The organism is Mangrovimonas aestuarii, from assembly GCF_028767185.1.
In the GTDB taxonomy this organism is placed as follows: Bacteria; Bacteroidota; Bacteroidia; order Flavobacteriales; family Flavobacteriaceae; genus Mangrovimonas_B; species Mangrovimonas_B aestuarii.
Genome location: NZ_JARACK010000003.1, coordinates 276,786 through 292,387, shown reverse-complemented (window position 1 = coordinate 292,387; position 15,602 = coordinate 276,786). Strand labels below are relative to the sequence as shown.

Genomic DNA, 15,602 nt, shown 5'->3' with positions numbered 1-15,602 from the left:
TTTATGCATTATGATCTTTTTTATATTTCATCAACAAATCCTCAAGACTTTGTAAATACCGCTCTAGAGAACCTTCATCTACAGCGGGATTTAACTTGCTTGGGATGGTTACGGGATTTTCATCTAGGTATTTATATAAATCAGGGTAATTGGTCTCTATATCTAACGTTAGTGCGGATATTTTACTTAACAACTCTTGTGTAGGTACCATAGCTTTCATTTTTTGATTAACAATGTTATTAAGTTACTGATTTTTTGATGATTATAAAAACAAAAAAGCCCTGTAAACTATTAATTTACAGGGCTTTTATTTTTAATATGTTTTTGGAATCTATAGTGCCTTCGCTTCTGCTACCAAAAGCTCGTCCTTATCTTCCAACGCTTTGTTTATAAAATCATTAATTGCATCGTTTCGTTCCAATCCGCTTTCCAATAAAACACCTAAGGTTAACATAGCGGCAATGCGGGTACCTACTTTTTTTGCAGCTGTATCGAACAAAGGTTCTAAATCTTCGTAAGGTACATCTTTAGCCAATTCTTGGATTTTCTCCTTTGTAGCTTGCTGTTTGGCTTCCGGTAAATTTGTATACTTCTTACCTAACTTTTTAATCTCCTCAATAGCTGGTCTAGACGATTGCTGTTGTGGCTTAGGCTGCGGTTTTGACGCTTGATTTTCTTCCTTAGGTTCTTGCTTAGCCCAAGCATCACGTAATCCAACTGTTTTGTTAAACACTAGGTGTTCTGAAGTTGAATTATCGTCAACATTAAAGTATCCCAATCTTTGGAACTGGAACCTTTCCCCTACTTTAGCTTCTTTCAAACTAGGCTCAACAAAAGCTTCTACTACATTCAAAGAATTAGGATTCAAAAACTCCATAAAATCTTTATCGGCATGTGCATCTGGAGCTTCGTCCATAAACAAACGGTCGTATTCTCTAACTTCAGCTTTTACAGCATGATTAATTGAAACCCAATGCAATGTTCCTTTAACCTTACGCAAACTGGCTTCTGTACCACTACCACTCAAACTGTCTGCATCGTACGTACAATGTATTTCAGTAATGTTACCATCAGCATCCTTGACAACACTCTCTCCTTTGATGATATAGGCGTTTTTTAAACGTACTTCCTTACCAAGTGACAAACGGAAATATTTGCTATTAGCTTGCTCTTTAAAGTCATCACGTTCAATGTATAATTCACCAGAGAACGGCACTTGTCTAGAACCAGCATTATCATCTTCAGGATTGTTTTCTGCTTCAAGCCACTCTTCTTTCCCTTCTGGATAATTGGTAATTACCAGTTTTATAGGATCTAAAACAGCCATAACACGTGGTGCTGTTTTATTCAAATCCTCACGGATACAGAATTCCAATAACGATACATCAATTACGTTATCACGCTTGGCAACACCAACCGTTTCTACAAACTTTCTAATAGCTGCTGGAGTATAACCGCGTCTTCTCAATCCTGAAATGGTTGGCATACGTGGATCGTCCCAACCGGCCACAATACCGTCTTCTACCAATTTAAGAAGCTTGCGCTTACTCATAATGGTATAACTTAGGTTTAAACGGGCAAATTCACGTTGTTTAGGGCGTAATCTTTCAGAAACTACCACTTGGTCCAAAAACCAATCGTAAAGTTCTCTATGGGGCTTAAATTCCAACGAACACAGAGAGTGTGAAATCTGTTCAATATAATCGCTCTCGCCATGTGTCCAATCGTACATAGGATAAATACACCAATCGTTTCCAGTACGGTGGTGCGCCTTTTTAAGAATACGGTACATGATAGGATCACGCATTAACATGTTAGTGTGCTTCATGTCTATTTTAGCACGCAATACATGTTCTCCTTCATTAAACTCGCCATTCTTCATACGCTCGAACAAATCAAGGTTCTCCTCTACCGTTCTATTTCGGTAAGGTCCATCAACACCTGGTTGAGTAGGTGTTCCCTTTTGTTCAGCCATAGCTTCTGATGACTGTGAATCAACATAAGCTTTGTTCTCTTTTATCATTTGCACAGCCCAATCGTACAACTGCTGGAAATAGTCTGATGAATACAATTCATCCGCCCATTCGTAACCCAACCAGCTTATATCGCGCTTAATGGCATCTACGTATTCTTGTTCTTCCTTTGCAGGGTTGGTATCGTCAAACCTTAAGTTTACCGGCGCATTGTATCGCTCTCCCAATCCGAAACTGATACCTATTGCCTTGGTATGCCCAATATGCAGGTAACCGTTAGGTTCTGGTGGAAAACGAAAACGCAGTTTATCGGTAGGTAACCCTTCCCTTAAATCCTCTTCTACAATATGCTCTAAAAAGTTCAGTGATCTTTCGCTCATATACTATTCAAAATAAGGCTACAAATTTAAAGGAAATAACGATAAGAACAGAGAATAATCTATATTTGGAAAAAATAATGTTATGGGAGTTATTAAAGTTGAAAACATACGTGTTTACGCCCATCATGGTTGCTTAAAAGAAGAAACAGCCATAGGATGCGATTACCGTGTTGACCTTGAAGTTAGAGCCGATTTGAACAAGTCTTCAAATAGTGATAATCTCAACGATACGGTAGACTATGTTTTTCTTAACCGTATTGTTAAGGAAGAGATGTCTGTTCCGTCCAAACTTTTGGAACACGTGGCTCAACGCATATTGAACAGAATTTTTGATGAAGCAGAAAAAGTGAAGAAGGTTAGCGTAAGTGTCAGTAAATTAAATCCTCCCATTGGTGGCGATGTGGCAATGGTAACCATAAAATTAACCGACCGCAGAAAAAATAGAAACTAACTTGTGGTAAAAACTATATTTTTTATACATTTGTCGCACGCTATGTAAGGCGTCGTGGCCGAGTGGCTAGGCATAGGTCTGCAAAACCTCGTACAGCGGTTCGAATCCGCTCGACGCCTCAAAAAAACCTCCAAGTATTTACTTGGAGGTTTTTTCTTTTTCTGATGCATAATGAAAATTATATAACAAAAAAGCCATGACCATTGTCATGGCTTTTTCTATTATTTAAAAATTACTAAGGTTCTTTAATCGGGCTGATCTTTTCAATCTTTTCCTTTAGCAATTCCTTTTCTTTAGGGAAGAATCCTTGCATAAGAAGTAATACGCCAAACCCAAGAATAACCAGAGCTACTATCTTTTTTGTTTTAAAAATAAGCCGTGGTGTGAGTTTGTTTCGTAAGGTTTTGGCAACAAGTATTTTAAAAATATCTATGATAAAATAGGTTGCCAGAATAGTTCCTAAAAACACATAAATTTCATTTTGTGTTTCTGTTAGGGAATTAGCCAATACAATAAACCCAACCCAACCCAATAATACGCCTATGTTAATAAAGTTGAGTAAAAATCCTTTAATAAAAAGTTTTCCATAATTACGCTGAATTTCCACTTTGTGATACTCCCTAACAATCGATCTAAAGGATTTTGAGGTTTTAACAAACGTAATAATACCGTAAGCAACCAATAGAATTCCACCCAAAATGACAAAATTAGGATCGTCTTCAATTTTTTCTACTAGTTTATTGGTACTGTAAAACGCTACAATGATGAAGAAGATATCTGCTAGAATAACACCACTATCAAAGGTTAGAGCACTTCTAAAGCCTTTTGTAGCACTTGTTTCCAGTAATACAAAAAAAACAGGCCCTATTGTAAAAGCCAAAATAATCCCGAATGGTATAGCCTTTAAGATTACTTCATACATAGTTTATGGACATTTTCACAAAAATATGAATTGTGGAATTATTCTTCCACCTTTTCAACACGTCCTCCTAGAACTTTATCTTCGGAAATGGTTTTAGGGTTACCATAGATATAAACATCTCCTCCTGCCCTTACCTTGGCCTTCACATCATTTGAAGCATTAACATAAGCCTTACCACCCGCATTAACCGTTACTTCAACATCTTCAGATTTAAGTGCTTTGGCTTCTAACTCGCCTCCTGTATAAATCTGAACCTGTTGTTTTTTAGTGGTTCCGCTTACTTCAACTTTACCTCCGGTTGCTGAATTTACCAGAACATAACTAACATCAACATTTACTTTTATTTCCCCACCTTCCTGAGCTCTTAAATCAATTTCAAATTGCTTGATGGTATCCTGAGATCCTACAATGGCACCTTCATTTACATCAATGATATCAATTTTTGTATAATACAAAGTCACCTGGGTATTTTCACCTTTAAACTTGTCATCAATTTTCATACGGATTTTCAGTTTTCCGTTCTTGTTGACAACTACTACATCTTCAGCATTTTCACCCACAATCTTGATTTTGTTCTCAGTTGATTGTATAAGTTCTACTTCAAGAAGATCGAAGACCTTTAGTTCACTAAACTCACCTATTGTTTTTTCTATAGTGTTTTGGGATATTCCTAAACTGCTTACTAACAAGGCTACAATAGCAATAGCTTTTTTCATATTATAAAATATTATTTAAGATAATTAACTACTAAATATAGCTCGATACAATTCTGTTTTAAAAAATCCAGAACTACTCGATGTGACAATTAGACTAAAAAACATTAATCTTCGTTTTTTCCTATCAAGTGGAAATCAAGGTGTTTTTTTACCAAATCGGTTTCCTTAACTTTTACAACCACTTCGTCTCCCAACTGGTAAATATTATGGGTTGTTTTTCCTACCAATGCATATTGGGCTTCATCAAAGAAATACACATCATCATTGATATCGCGGATACGTACCATTCCTTCACATTTATTATCAATGATTTCCACATAAATTCCCCAATCGGTTACTCCAGAAATCACACCTACAAATTCTTCATCCTGATGATCTTGCATAAACTTTATCTGCATGTATTTAATGGAATCCCTTTCGGCTTTCGTGGCCAAAGTTTCCATATTGCTAGAATGGTTGCATTTCTCTTCATAAACAACTTCATTAACCGACTGCCCATTGTCTAGATAATGTTGTAACAAGCGGTGTGCCATAACATCTGGATAACGACGGATAGGAGATGTAAAATGGCTGTAATAATCAAAAGCCAATCCATAATGTCCAATATTATGAGTCGTATACTCAGCTTTGCTCATACTGCGAATGGTCAAGGTATCCACAAGGTTCTGTTCCTTTTTACCAACCACGTCACTTAAAAGATTGTTTAAAGAGGCCGTAGTGCTCTTTTTGTCCTTAAAGTTGAGTTTGTACCCAAACTTAGAAACAACACCCTGTAAAGCCGCTAATTTAGTTTCATCAGGTTCATCGTGCACACGATACACAAATGTCTTTTTTGGCTTTTGTTTACCAATAAACTCGGCAACCTTTTTATTGGCCAATAGCATAAACTCTTCAATGAGCTTATTAGCATCTTTACTGGTTTTAAAGAAAACACCTATTGGATTATTGTCTTTATCGAGATTAAATTTCACCTCTACCTTATCGAATGAAATAGCACCGTGTTTCATACGTTTTACACGCATTAATTTAGCCAATTCATCCAATTTTAGAATGGCAAACGCTATGTTAAGATCTGTGCTATAGCTAGTTCCGGTAAGCGATACCTCTTCTGGAATGGTAGTATCAATATTGTTGATAACCTCATTAATACCTTCAGAATTAGGTAGTTTTAATTCTGAATTGGACTCTATGATAGCTTGCGCTTCTTCATAAGCAAATCGTGCATCGCTATAAGTCACAGTACGTCCAAACCATTGGTCGGTAACTTCCGCTTTATCATTTAAATGAAAAACTGCAGAAAAGGTATATTTCTCTTCATGAGGACGTAACGAACAAGCTTGGTTAGATAGAATTTCAGGTAACATAGGTACCACACGATCTACCAAATACACAGAAGTAGCACGTTGATAAGCTTCTTCATCCAAAATTGTTCCTTCCTTAACGTAGTGCGATACATCTGCAATATGAATACCAATTTCGTAATGACCGTTATCCAAAACCCTAAATGACAAAGCATCATCAAAATCCTTAGCATCTTTAGGGTCGATAGTAAAGGTCAAAATGTCGCGCATATCACGACGTTTACTAATTTCGTCTGCAGTAATTGAGGTATCTATTTTATTGGCATACTCTTCAACTTCATAAGGAAACTCATAAGGCAACCCGTATTCGGCTAAAATCGCGTGGATTTCAGTATTGTGATCACCAGGTTTACCAAGCACCTTAAGTACTCTACCGTAAGGAGAATCGGCATTCTCAGGCCAATCTTCAAGACGTACCAGCACCTTATCACCATCTTCGGCATCGTGTATTTTACTAATAGGGACAAAAATGTCTTTATACATTTTATTACTATCAGCAACTACAAAAGCGTAGTTTTTATGTACTTGAATTACACCTACATATTCGTTTTTGGAACGCTCTAAAACTTGAGTAATTTCACCTTCTATCCTACCACGCTTAGGACGTTTGTAAACATAGAGTTCAACTTTATCACCATTAAGAGCTCTATTAACATTGTTTGAAGCAATATAAACATCCTCTTCAAAAGCATCACATATTACATAACCAGAGCCTTTAGCAGTAAGATCAAGAGTACCAGTGTAATATTCTGTAGTTACAACAGCTTTGAACTTTCCTCTTTCTACTTCTTCTATCTGTCCTTTAGCCTTTAACTGGTGAAGTTTCTTAATTATCTGATTTCTGCTACTGGCATCGTTTACTCCAATTTTAGCAGCTATCTGTTTATAGTTAAAGGTTTTATTACGTTCCTTCTTAAGGATACTGAAAATCGTATTGGTAAGATTAGGAATCTTATTCGATTTGCTTTTTCTCTTCTTTCTTCCCATTCTGTTTAATCTGACATAACAAAGCTACAGTAATAATATCAATACTTATGAATAATACCTTTTAATTGAATTTTAAATTTTCAAATATTAACGTTATTCACAGTATACACTATTAGTAAATTTCTTTTTATTTTTTTTAAAACTTAAATGTATGTTATTATAGTCTGTTAATAACTGGTATAACTTTTTTGAAGTTTATTTTGAATTTACATTTTTTACGAGCCATTACAAGGTAATTAACAATTAAAAATTCGTTAACTTCTTATTTTTTAAGGAGAATGTAAATGTTATTAACAACCGTTGATAGGTAATGTTGACAATGAAATTTTAATAAAATATTTAAAAATCGTTGTTTATTTCGTTCGATTTTGACCTTGATAAGATGACCAAAAAAAGTGGAGTTATTTTTTTGTTAAATGAATTTACTTCTGCTTTGTAAAAAAATATGGATTCTGAAAATTTAAGTTTTAGAAAATGATAAATAGATATTAACAGTTTATTAATATAGTTTTCACAACCCAAATAGTGGGGCATATTTATTAACTTTACAACCTAATTTCAACACAATTAAAATATGACTATTTCAATAGGAAACGACCACGCTGGAACCGAGTATAAATTTGAGGTTATCAAGCACTTGGAGAGTAAAGGTTTTACTGTAAATAACTACGGTACAGATAGTAATGACAGTGTGGATTATCCAGATTTTGTACATCCAGTTGCCGCCGATGTTGAAAATAAGAAAGCCGATTTTGGTATTATAATATGCGGTAGCGGAAACGGTGCCAATATGACAGCCAATAAACATCAAGGTGTACGTTCTGCATTATGTTGGAACAAAGAGATTGTGGCTTTATCAAGACAGCATAACGATGCTAACGTATTGAGTATTCCAGCTCGTTTTACTGCTTTGCCACAAGCTTTGGAAATGGTGGACACTTTTTTAAACACAGCATTTGAAGGAGGACGCCACTCTAATAGAGTTGAGAAGATTCCGGTAAGCTGTTAATAACTGTGTCTCGGCATCACGATCATACACATCATCAACATGGCGACCTTAAGGGTCGCCGTTTGTTAATTTCCATTCTATTAAATATGGCGATTACCCTAGCCCAAGTTGTGGGAGGTCTTATTTCGGGTAGTCTCGCGTTATTAAGTGATGCGCTTCATAACTTTACGGATGTTATATCTTTAATAATAAGCTATATTGCGTCTGTTCTTTCCAAACAAAAAGCATCTATCCAAAAAACATTCGGTTATAAACGAGCAGAAATTCTTGCTGCTTTTGTTAACGCCTCTACACTTGTTATTATTGCTATAATTCTAATTATTGAAGCTGTTAAGCGGTTTCATTCACCAGAACCTATTGAGTCTAATTTGGTTATATGGTTGTCGCTATTAGGAATTATAGCGAATGGAATAAGTGTGTTTTTGCTTTACAAAGAGTCTGAGAACAATATCAACATACGTTCAGCCTATGTCCATTTGTTGACAGATATGATGGCAAGCGTTGCAGTGTTAATAGGTGGTTTGCTTATGAAATTTTACCAAATGTATTGGGTAGATAGTTTATTAACATTGTTAATTGCAATCTATTTGATTTGGGTTGGATTCGATCTTCTAAAGCAATCTACAAGAATGTTGATGTTGTTTACACCCTCTCATATTAATGTTAAGGATGTTGCCCGTGAAGTACATACTATAAACAAGGTCAAAAAACTTCATCATATTCATATTTGGTGTTTAAATGATGAGGAACTTCATTTAGAAGCACATTTGGATTTTACAGAGAATATCACTTTATCAGAATTCAATGAAATCCTTGTAAAAGTTGAAGAATTGCTTCATGAAAAATTTAATATTAATCATATAAACATTCAACCTGAGTTTGAAAAGGATGAAGATTCAAAAGATTTTATAGTTCAGGATTAGTATATAAATGGCATTAGATATTCACATAAAACCTTTTAACGAGTTAAATACTTCGGAGTTATACGATTTACTTCAATTGCGCTCTGAGGTTTTTGTTGTTGAACAGGATTGTGTGTATCAAGATGTAGATGGTAAAGATCAAAAGGCACTGCACATTTTAGGTTATAAAAACAGAAATTTGGTATCGTACACACGTATTTTTAGTTCTGGTGATTATTTTGAACAAGCTAGTATAGGAAGAGTTGTTGTCAAGGAAAGAGAAAGGAAATACGGTTATGGCTATGAGATTATGAAAGCTTCCATAAAGGCGGTAGAAAATTATTTTAATACAACTCAAATTACTATTTCTGCACAGTGTTATTTAAAGACTTTTTATAACAATTTAGGGTTTAAGGAAGTTGGTGAATCTTATTTGGAAGATGGTATTCCACATATAAGAATGGTTAAATTCTAGCTTTTCTCCCCAACATAAGTAATGTGTATTTCAACCCTTCGATCGAACTTAGGATCACCTCCCAAAGGAAATTTTCTACGCATCCCAACATATTTCATACGACGTTCGCTCACACCTTTTTTAGCCAAATAATCGTATATATACTTGGCTCTGGCAACCGATAGATTTCTCTTTTTTGTCTTACGATCTACAGCATCCCTAGAGTTTTGTGTACAGCACACATGGCCTTCAATAGTGAAGTATACATTATCCCGTTCAACAAGGATATCAGCGATTTTAGCTAGTGTTTTTTTAGATTCTGGAGTAAGGTAACTATAACCCGTTTTAAACAATAGATTATCGAAAACAATTTTGTCACCTGCCTTAAGATTGCCTTTTAATTGATCGGTTGGACTCTTTTTGGCTTTTTCTTTTACTGGTTCTGGTTGGGGTTCAGGCTTTGGTTTTACAATAATTTCAACTTTTCTGTTAAGACCTCTTATTTTAGATACATTATTTTCCTTAACTATTTTAAGTAGAATCTCTCCTTTACCATTTACATTGGTAATAACGGATTCGTCAAATTCGCTATTAGCAAAAAGGGTTTTTATAGCATCGGCCCTATTTTGAGAAAGTACCATATTATAGTTTTCGGTACCTCTATCGTCACAAAAACCGTAGATGGATATTTTTTCAATATCCAAAGTGTCTATTGTCGACATGAATAACAAAAGTCTACTTTCCTCTGTTGGAGGGACTTCATACTTATCGGTATCAAAATAAACAACGTGTGTTAACTCGTTCTGTGCGAATGAAATATGACAAAAAAATAATAGAATTATTAAATTTAATCTCATTTTCAAAAAAATATAGTAGTTAAAGATATGTTTTTTTAAATTTTTATAAAAATGAAGCCACTCAAATTTGAGTGGCTTAATGTTTTTATTTACCGTTTATTAAATGGTTCTACACTTTATCAATTTCTGAGGTAACTGTTGTATTTTGATTGTTTGGAGAGGATTTCGGTAGCTTTTTTTATTTCCGGATTATGGGTTAAATAATAATCATATAGTCCTTCACGATATACATATCGTTTCACTATTTCATCTGTTAACTCATTTGTTATCTGTTCTTTATTTTTGTCAATTCCCTTGGTTTTGTATTGATTTAAACTGTTTATAAGCGTATTGTAATCTTTATCTATAATATCATCCAAATCTTCTTTTTTTGCATTTTCAAAGGCTTTAACCAAAGCTTTTTCGGTATCTGTTTCAAAGCTGAAATCACTTTTATCAACAAACGATTTAAAGGCATTAAAATCGGCATCGGTTAGTTTAAAATTAGTAATATCTATCGATGGATGTTGATAATAATAATTGGTAGCGAAATCGAAAATAAGATTGTCGTTTATAATGGCATTGGTAATGGCTGAGTTTTTTGTGACTTCCATAGCTTCATCTGGAAAAATTCCACCGCCATCAAATACCTTTCTACCGTTCTTGGTTTTAAATTCGTTATAGTCTTCTTTGGCTATTTTAACGGCTTCTCCGTTATCATCTCTGTGCCAATAATCCAAAGCTTGAATACAACGTCCAGAAGGAGTATAATAGCGTGAAATGGTCACTTTTAATTGTGTACCATAAGTTAATTTTTTAGGGCGTTGTACCAATCCTTTTCCATAGCTTTGTGATCCCACAATTACGGCACGGTCTAAGTCTTGTAAAGACCCAGAAACAATTTCACTGGCAGAGGCACTCATACCATTAATGAGCACTACTAACGGGATTTCTGTATCAATTGGATCTTTTTGAGTATAATAAGTTCTGTTGAACTTTTTAACTTTCGATTTTGTTGTTACTACCAATTGTCCTTTTGGGATGAATAAGTTAACTACGTTCACTGCTTCGTGCAATAATCCACCAGGATTACTTCTAAGATCTAGTATTATGCGTTCTGCACCCTGAGCTTTTAAATCCCTAAGGGCATAACTGGTTTGGGATGACGCTTTATTGTTAAACTGAGTTAGTACGATATATCCAGTTTTATTATCTACCATTTTAAAATAAGGAACAGCATTAATTTCCACTGAAGCACGTTCTATTGTAGCAGCAAGTGTTTTGCCTTGACGTTTATAGGTTACTTCAACCTTAGTTCCCGGCGATCCTTTAAGTAATTCACCTGCATCGTCCTTATAGCTTTCTACAAGGGTATTGCCCACTTTGATGATTTCATCTCCAGCTTTAATACCGGCTTTATCTGCCGGATAATCCTTATAAGGTTCTACAATAACCAATTTATCCTTCATGGTTCTTACCTTGGCACCTATCCCTATGTAGTCTCCGGTATTGTTTATTCTGGCTGCTTCAACATCCTGCTCATTCATGTAACGTGTATAAGGGTCTAAGTCATCCAACATACCTTTTATGGCAGTATCCATAAGTTCGGCCGGGTTGGTTTCATCAACATAATTCATATTGAGCTCCTTGAATAAGGTTGTGAAAATCTCTATTTGTTTGGCTATTTCAAAGAAGTCACTCTGAAAGGCCGATCCCGTAATAAAAATGGTCAATGCCGTTATGGGAATTAGTATTTTTTTACGCAGTAATTTTTTCATTATTGTAGGGCTTTATTCCTCTGAAATTTTATTTGAAAACTTGCTAAACAAGCGTTTCATTTTGTGATTCAAGCTCTTAAAATCGGGCTCATCTTTGCTAATGTACAAAATCATAAACGCATAAGATGTTGGCATGTTGTTAAAAAACTCTGGCTTATTGAGTCTGTAGGCCTCACGCATCAAACGTTTAATTCTGTTTCTATCCACAGCCTTTTTAAATTGTCGTTTACTAACAGAAACAGCTGTTTTTGCCTTTATATTGTCTTCATCAAAAGAGGTGGGCATATATACCAAACGCAATGGATAGGCCGATACAGATTTTCCCTCTTTAAACATTTTACCAATGAGTTTTTCGCTTTTAAGTTTCTCGTTTTTTCTAAAAGTATGGGACATTATATTATTTCTGAAGACCTATGAAGATTATTTGTTCTAAGTTAAAAGGAGTCATCCTTGTTTGTTTTTAAGTAATTCCCGTAATGCGCTTACTTCTAAGCTAAGTCCCACTTTATATTCATGGGGAAAATCAAACCGCTTATGTTCAGGCGGAAGCTTGCTTAAAAAACTTTTGGCTTTTTCCGCGATTGTCATTGTTGGTTGTTTGCTTATGGTACGTTTACCGTTTTGCATAACAACATGTAACAAAGGCAGTGCATTTACAGGCTTCAAAGATATGGATTTATGAGGTTCAAACGGATGTGTCATTCTGGTAGGAGCTTCTAAATTATCTAAAGTTATAACATCGGCGGAATATTGTCCTTGCGAATTAACATAACGGAATACTTGTTTGCTTCCAGGAAAATTCATTTTCTTGAGGTTTTCAGAAATTTTTATTCTTGGTTCATCATCAAAACTGCAAAGTTTAAAAACACCATCTAAGGCAGCATTGTCACGACCTACAACTAGATTGGTTCCTATTCCGTATATATCGATAACAGCTTGTTGTTCCTTTAAACTTCTAATAACATTTTCATCCAACTGATTGGAAGCTGCAATCTTTACATAGTGTAAATTCGCATTGTCCAGTAATTGTCTGGTTTTATTGGATAGGTAATTTAAATCACCGCTATCGAGACGGATAGCAACCAATTGATGCCCTTTTTCCTCTAACTCTTTAGCAACCAAAATGGCATTTGGTATTCCGCTGTCTAAAGTATTGTATGTATCGACCAATAGAATACAATTTTCAGGATAGGTTTCCGCATAGGCTCTAAAGGCTTTTAGTTCATCACCGTAACTCTGAACAAAGGCATGCGACATGGTTCCTGAAATAGGAATATTAAAAGTTTTTCCAGCTATGACGTTTGATGTAGAGTTAAAACCACCTACAATAGATGCTCTTGAAGCCATTAAACCTGCATAGCTTTGTGCGCGTCGTAAACCAAATTCGGAAAGAATAGCCTCTGACCCTGCAACATACCGCATTCTACTTGCTTTTGTAGCTATAAGCGATTGAAAATTTAGGGTGTTTAAAAGATAAGTTTCCACGATTTGGCATTCTAAAATAGTTCCAGAAACGGAAACAATGGGTGCAAAAGGAAACACAACATTTCCTTCCTCAACACTTTTTAGTTGACCGCTAAACTTAAAATCCTTTAAAAAGTTCAAGTATTCTGTTTTAAAGCCTTGTTCTTTTAGATAGTTCAGATCTTCTTCAGAAAAATGAAGTTGTTCCAGCCAATCCAATACAATCTCCAATCCACAGAAAATAACATATCCACCATTAAAAGGCGATTTTCTGAAGAAGTAATCGAAAGTAGCTGTGGTATTATGTCGATTGTGCATGAAATAGGATTGCCCCATAGAGAGTTGGTACAAATCCGTATATAAAGCCGTATTGAAATTCATGGCACAGTTATCAACGAAAAGACGCATATCCAAACTTGGATATGCGTCTTAAAATTAAGCATAAAAAAGATATAATGCTATTTATAACTCATTGTTATCTCTGTTTACATCGGCCATCAGTCCTTTAGGGTCTATGGTAATTGATTTAATAGCAGTTTTAGGTTTTTCTATATTGAAGGTATATTTAGGATATGCCCAAGCCCAGTCCTTTAATATAGTTCTTGCAGAAGTGCTAGGTTTTTCGCCATACATCATGCGTAAAGGAATATAGAAAATCTCGCTACTACCATCTGTATAAACTACTTCTAAATCTATAGGCATTGGCATTAAACCAATGCGTTCCAGTGTAACATTAGTTATGTTGTTATTTTCTTCAACAGAAGTAATACCATAGTCAATAGTGTTTGTAGTTTTTGTCCAGTCTGTAAGGTACCAATCCAATTCTAAACCGGATACTTTTTCAGCACAACGAATAAAATCGTTAGGCGTTGGGTGTTTAAACGCCCAATCTTCAAAGTATCTTTTAAGGGTTTGTTTAAGGTTGTCCTCTCCTATTACATATCCCAATTGTGATAAGAATACTTCACCTTTACTGTATGCCGAAATACCGTAAACCAAGTTATAGGCATAACGATCGGCATGCGTTGTTAACGGTTGTTGTTTACCTGACTTTGCCAGGTAATTATATCCTTGATAAGCTGCTTGCGTTGGATTTTGCTTGTTTTCTTTCATGATGTCGTTCATGGCCCAATCACTAATATAGCTTGTAAAGCCTTCGTCCATCCATTCGTGTTTACTTTCATTGGTTGCTAATAGGAATTGGAACCAAGTGTGTGCCAGTTCGTGTGCTGTAACACCAATAAGGCTACCTAGTTTACGTTCACCAGTGATTAGGGTACACATAGCGTATTCCATACCACCATCACCTCCTTGGATAACTGAATATTGTTGGTATGGATATTTGCCTATGTTTTTACTATAATACTGCATCATTTCAACTGTTTTAGGCTGAAGTGCTTTCCAGTTATCCTTTAATTCTGGTTTGTTTTTGTATAAAAAGTGAAGTGTTGGACCGCCAGGAACCTGTGCTGTATCGTGAGCAAAATCAGGATCGGCTGCCCAGGTGAAATCATGTACATTTGGAGCAACAAAATGCCAAGTTAACTTATCTCCTTTTGGTTTAGCTATTTTACCTGTTTCGTAACCATGGCCAATTTCATTAGGGTTTTGTAAGTAGCCCGTACCTCCCACTACATAATCTTTATCGATGGTAAGTTTTACATCGAAATTACCCCAAACACCATGGAATTCACGTCCAATATACGGATCGGCATGCCAGCCTTCAAAATCGTATTCAGCAAGTTTAGGATACCATTGTGTCATTGATAAGGCCACACCTTCTGCATTATTTCTTCCCGAACGACGAATTTGCAAAGGTACTTGGGCATTGAAATTCATGTCGAAAGTTACCTTCTCACCAGGTTGAATAGGTTTATCTAGTTTAACTTCTAAAATTGTTCCAATGGTTTTGTATGAAATACTTTTACCATTTTGTTTGAGGTCATTTACTTTTATATAACCAATTTCATTAGGCTTTAATGAAGCAATCCTGCTTTTACCATTGGCCATCATTCTATCGTCTGGATCGGCAATACTCTGTAAACGGGCATCCATTTCGCTGCCTGGCTGAAACGCGTTTAAGAAAAGGTGGTAGTACACCTTATTCAAAACGTCTGGAGAATTGTTGGTATAAACAAGGTGTTGCTTACCGTTGTATTGATAAGTTTCAACATTCATGTCAATTTCCATTTGGTAGTCAACATGCTGTTGCCAATATCCACAAGGTTCTGATGTATTTACGAGCTTAACCTCAGGGGCTTGGGCTACAGCATCTGTCTGTGCAGTTTGTTTAGCAGTACTACAGGACATCACTAAACCGATGCTTAGTAGTGGGAAAATTAGCTTTTTCATCTGTTAATTTTTATTTC

The 15,602-nt window shown here is 35.4% G+C and carries 14 protein-coding genes and 1 tRNA gene; 5 read left to right on the top strand and 10 right to left on the bottom strand.

Features of this window, described 5'->3' with window-relative positions; translation table 11 throughout:
- Window position 1: 1 nt before the first annotated feature.
- Together PWU04_RS06040 and PWU04_RS06035 are read right to left on the bottom strand one after the other, a co-directional pair.
- On the bottom strand, window positions 2-211 hold the full coding sequence (locus tag PWU04_RS06040) for a hypothetical protein (RefSeq protein ID WP_274474985.1): 210 nt from the start codon (window positions 209-211) through the stop codon (window positions 2-4).
- Window positions 212-331: 120 nt separating this feature from the next.
- A complete protein-coding gene (locus PWU04_RS06035; RefSeq protein ID WP_274474983.1) occupies window positions 332-2,353 on the bottom strand; it encodes a glutamine--tRNA ligase/YqeY domain fusion protein in 2,022 nt (673 codons plus the stop codon).
- A gap of 82 nt (window positions 2,354-2,435) precedes the next feature.
- Here PWU04_RS06035 and folB point away from each other — a divergent pair, with 82 nt between their 5' ends.
- Together folB and PWU04_RS06025 are read left to right on the top strand one after the other, a co-directional pair.
- Window positions 2,436-2,804 carry a dihydroneopterin aldolase gene (gene folB / locus PWU04_RS06030; protein ID WP_274474981.1) on the top strand — a complete coding sequence of 123 codons (369 nt, stop codon included), beginning with the start codon at window positions 2,436-2,438 and terminating at the stop codon, window positions 2,802-2,804.
- A 48-nt stretch (window positions 2,805-2,852) separates the two neighbouring features.
- Window positions 2,853-2,923, top strand: a tRNA-Cys gene (locus tag PWU04_RS06025).
- Window positions 2,924-3,039: 116 nt separating this feature from the next.
- Here the strand turns inward: PWU04_RS06025 and PWU04_RS06020 are convergent.
- The 3 genes from PWU04_RS06020 to PWU04_RS06010 form a co-directional block, all read right to left on the bottom strand.
- A complete protein-coding gene (locus tag PWU04_RS06020) occupies window positions 3,040-3,726 on the bottom strand; it encodes a LysE family translocator (protein ID WP_274474979.1) in 687 nt (228 codons plus the stop codon).
- 38 nt (window positions 3,727-3,764) lie between these two features.
- On the bottom strand, window positions 3,765-4,442 hold the full coding sequence (locus PWU04_RS06015; protein WP_274474978.1) for a head GIN domain-containing protein: 678 nt from the start codon (window positions 4,440-4,442) through the stop codon (window positions 3,765-3,767).
- A 104-nt stretch (window positions 4,443-4,546) separates the two neighbouring features.
- Window positions 4,547-6,790, bottom strand: a complete 2,244-nt coding sequence (locus tag PWU04_RS06010) for a ribonuclease R family protein (RefSeq protein WP_274474977.1) — start codon at window positions 6,788-6,790, stop codon at window positions 4,547-4,549.
- Between the two features lie 574 nt (window positions 6,791-7,364).
- Between PWU04_RS06010 and rpiB the strand changes: the two genes are divergently transcribed.
- The 3 genes from rpiB to PWU04_RS05995 are packed head-to-tail and all read left to right on the top strand — an operon-like array spanning window position 7,365 to window position 9,176.
- Window positions 7,365-7,799, top strand: coding sequence for a ribose 5-phosphate isomerase B (rpiB, locus tag PWU04_RS06005; protein WP_274474975.1), 435 nt, complete (start codon window positions 7,365-7,367; stop codon window positions 7,797-7,799).
- A 5-nt stretch (window positions 7,800-7,804) separates the two neighbouring features.
- Entirely contained in the window at window positions 7,805-8,722 is a 918-nt protein-coding gene (locus PWU04_RS06000) for a cation diffusion facilitator family transporter (protein WP_274474974.1), read from the top strand.
- 7 nt (window positions 8,723-8,729) lie between these two features.
- On the top strand, window positions 8,730-9,176 hold the full coding sequence (locus PWU04_RS05995) for a GNAT family N-acetyltransferase (RefSeq protein ID WP_274474973.1): 447 nt from the start codon (window positions 8,730-8,732) through the stop codon (window positions 9,174-9,176).
- On the opposite strand, the gene PWU04_RS05990 is transcribed toward PWU04_RS05995, so the two are convergent.
- The 5 genes from PWU04_RS05990 to PWU04_RS05970 form a co-directional block, all read right to left on the bottom strand.
- On the bottom strand, window positions 9,173-10,012 hold the full coding sequence (locus tag PWU04_RS05990; protein ID WP_274474972.1) for an OmpA family protein: 840 nt from the start codon (window positions 10,010-10,012) through the stop codon (window positions 9,173-9,175). The two genes, PWU04_RS05995 and PWU04_RS05990, sit on opposite strands and share 4 nt — an antisense overlap.
- A 119-nt stretch (window positions 10,013-10,131) precedes the next feature.
- Window positions 10,132-11,769: a S41 family peptidase gene (locus PWU04_RS05985; RefSeq protein WP_274474971.1), complete on the bottom strand. Its 1,638-nt coding sequence runs from the start codon at window positions 11,767-11,769 to the stop codon at window positions 10,132-10,134.
- 12 nt (window positions 11,770-11,781) lie between these two features.
- Window positions 11,782-12,162, bottom strand: a complete 381-nt coding sequence (gene rnpA / locus PWU04_RS05980; RefSeq protein ID WP_274474970.1) for a ribonuclease P protein component — start codon at window positions 12,160-12,162, stop codon at window positions 11,782-11,784.
- A 51-nt stretch (window positions 12,163-12,213) separates the two neighbouring features.
- Window positions 12,214-13,641 carry a nicotinate phosphoribosyltransferase gene (locus PWU04_RS05975; protein ID WP_274474969.1) on the bottom strand — a complete coding sequence of 476 codons (1,428 nt, stop codon included), beginning with the start codon at window positions 13,639-13,641 and terminating at the stop codon, window positions 12,214-12,216.
- 54 nt (window positions 13,642-13,695) lie between these two features.
- Window positions 13,696-15,585 (bottom strand): M1 family metallopeptidase, encoded by a 1,890-nt coding sequence (locus PWU04_RS05970; protein ID WP_274474968.1) that lies wholly within the window; start codon window positions 15,583-15,585, stop codon window positions 13,696-13,698.
- Between the last annotated feature and the right edge of the window lie 17 nt (window positions 15,586-15,602).

Coding starts and splice junctions, on each gene's coding strand:
- PWU04_RS06020 (WP_274474979.1), bottom strand. CDS start 3,726: ATGTATGAAGTAATCTTAAAGGCTATACCATTCGGGATTATTTTGGCT.
- PWU04_RS05995 (WP_274474973.1), top strand. CDS start 8,730: ATGGCATTAGATATTCACATAAAACCTTTTAACGAGTTAAATACTTCG.
- PWU04_RS05975 (WP_274474969.1), bottom strand. CDS start 13,641: ATGCGTCTTTTCGTTGATAACTGTGCCATGAATTTCAATACGGCTTTA.
- PWU04_RS06010 (WP_274474977.1), bottom strand. CDS start 6,790: ATGGGAAGAAAGAAGAGAAAAAGCAAATCGAATAAGATTCCTAATCTT.
- rpiB (WP_274474975.1), top strand. CDS start 7,365: ATGACTATTTCAATAGGAAACGACCACGCTGGAACCGAGTATAAATTT.
- PWU04_RS06035 (WP_274474983.1), bottom strand. CDS start 2,353: ATGAGCGAAAGATCACTGAACTTTTTAGAGCATATTGTAGAAGAGGAT.
- rnpA (WP_274474970.1), bottom strand. CDS start 12,162: ATGTCCCATACTTTTAGAAAAAACGAGAAACTTAAAAGCGAAAAACTC.
- folB (WP_274474981.1), top strand. CDS start 2,436: ATGGGAGTTATTAAAGTTGAAAACATACGTGTTTACGCCCATCATGGT.
- PWU04_RS05990 (WP_274474972.1), bottom strand. CDS start 10,012: ATGAGATTAAATTTAATAATTCTATTATTTTTTTGTCATATTTCATTC.
- PWU04_RS06040 (WP_274474985.1), bottom strand. CDS start 211: ATGGTACCTACACAAGAGTTGTTAAGTAAAATATCCGCACTAACGTTA.
- PWU04_RS06015 (WP_274474978.1), bottom strand. CDS start 4,442: ATGAAAAAAGCTATTGCTATTGTAGCCTTGTTAGTAAGCAGTTTAGGA.
- PWU04_RS05970 (WP_274474968.1), bottom strand. CDS start 15,585: ATGAAAAAGCTAATTTTCCCACTACTAAGCATCGGTTTAGTGATGTCC.
- PWU04_RS05985 (WP_274474971.1), bottom strand. CDS start 11,769: ATGAAAAAATTACTGCGTAAAAAAATACTAATTCCCATAACGGCATTG.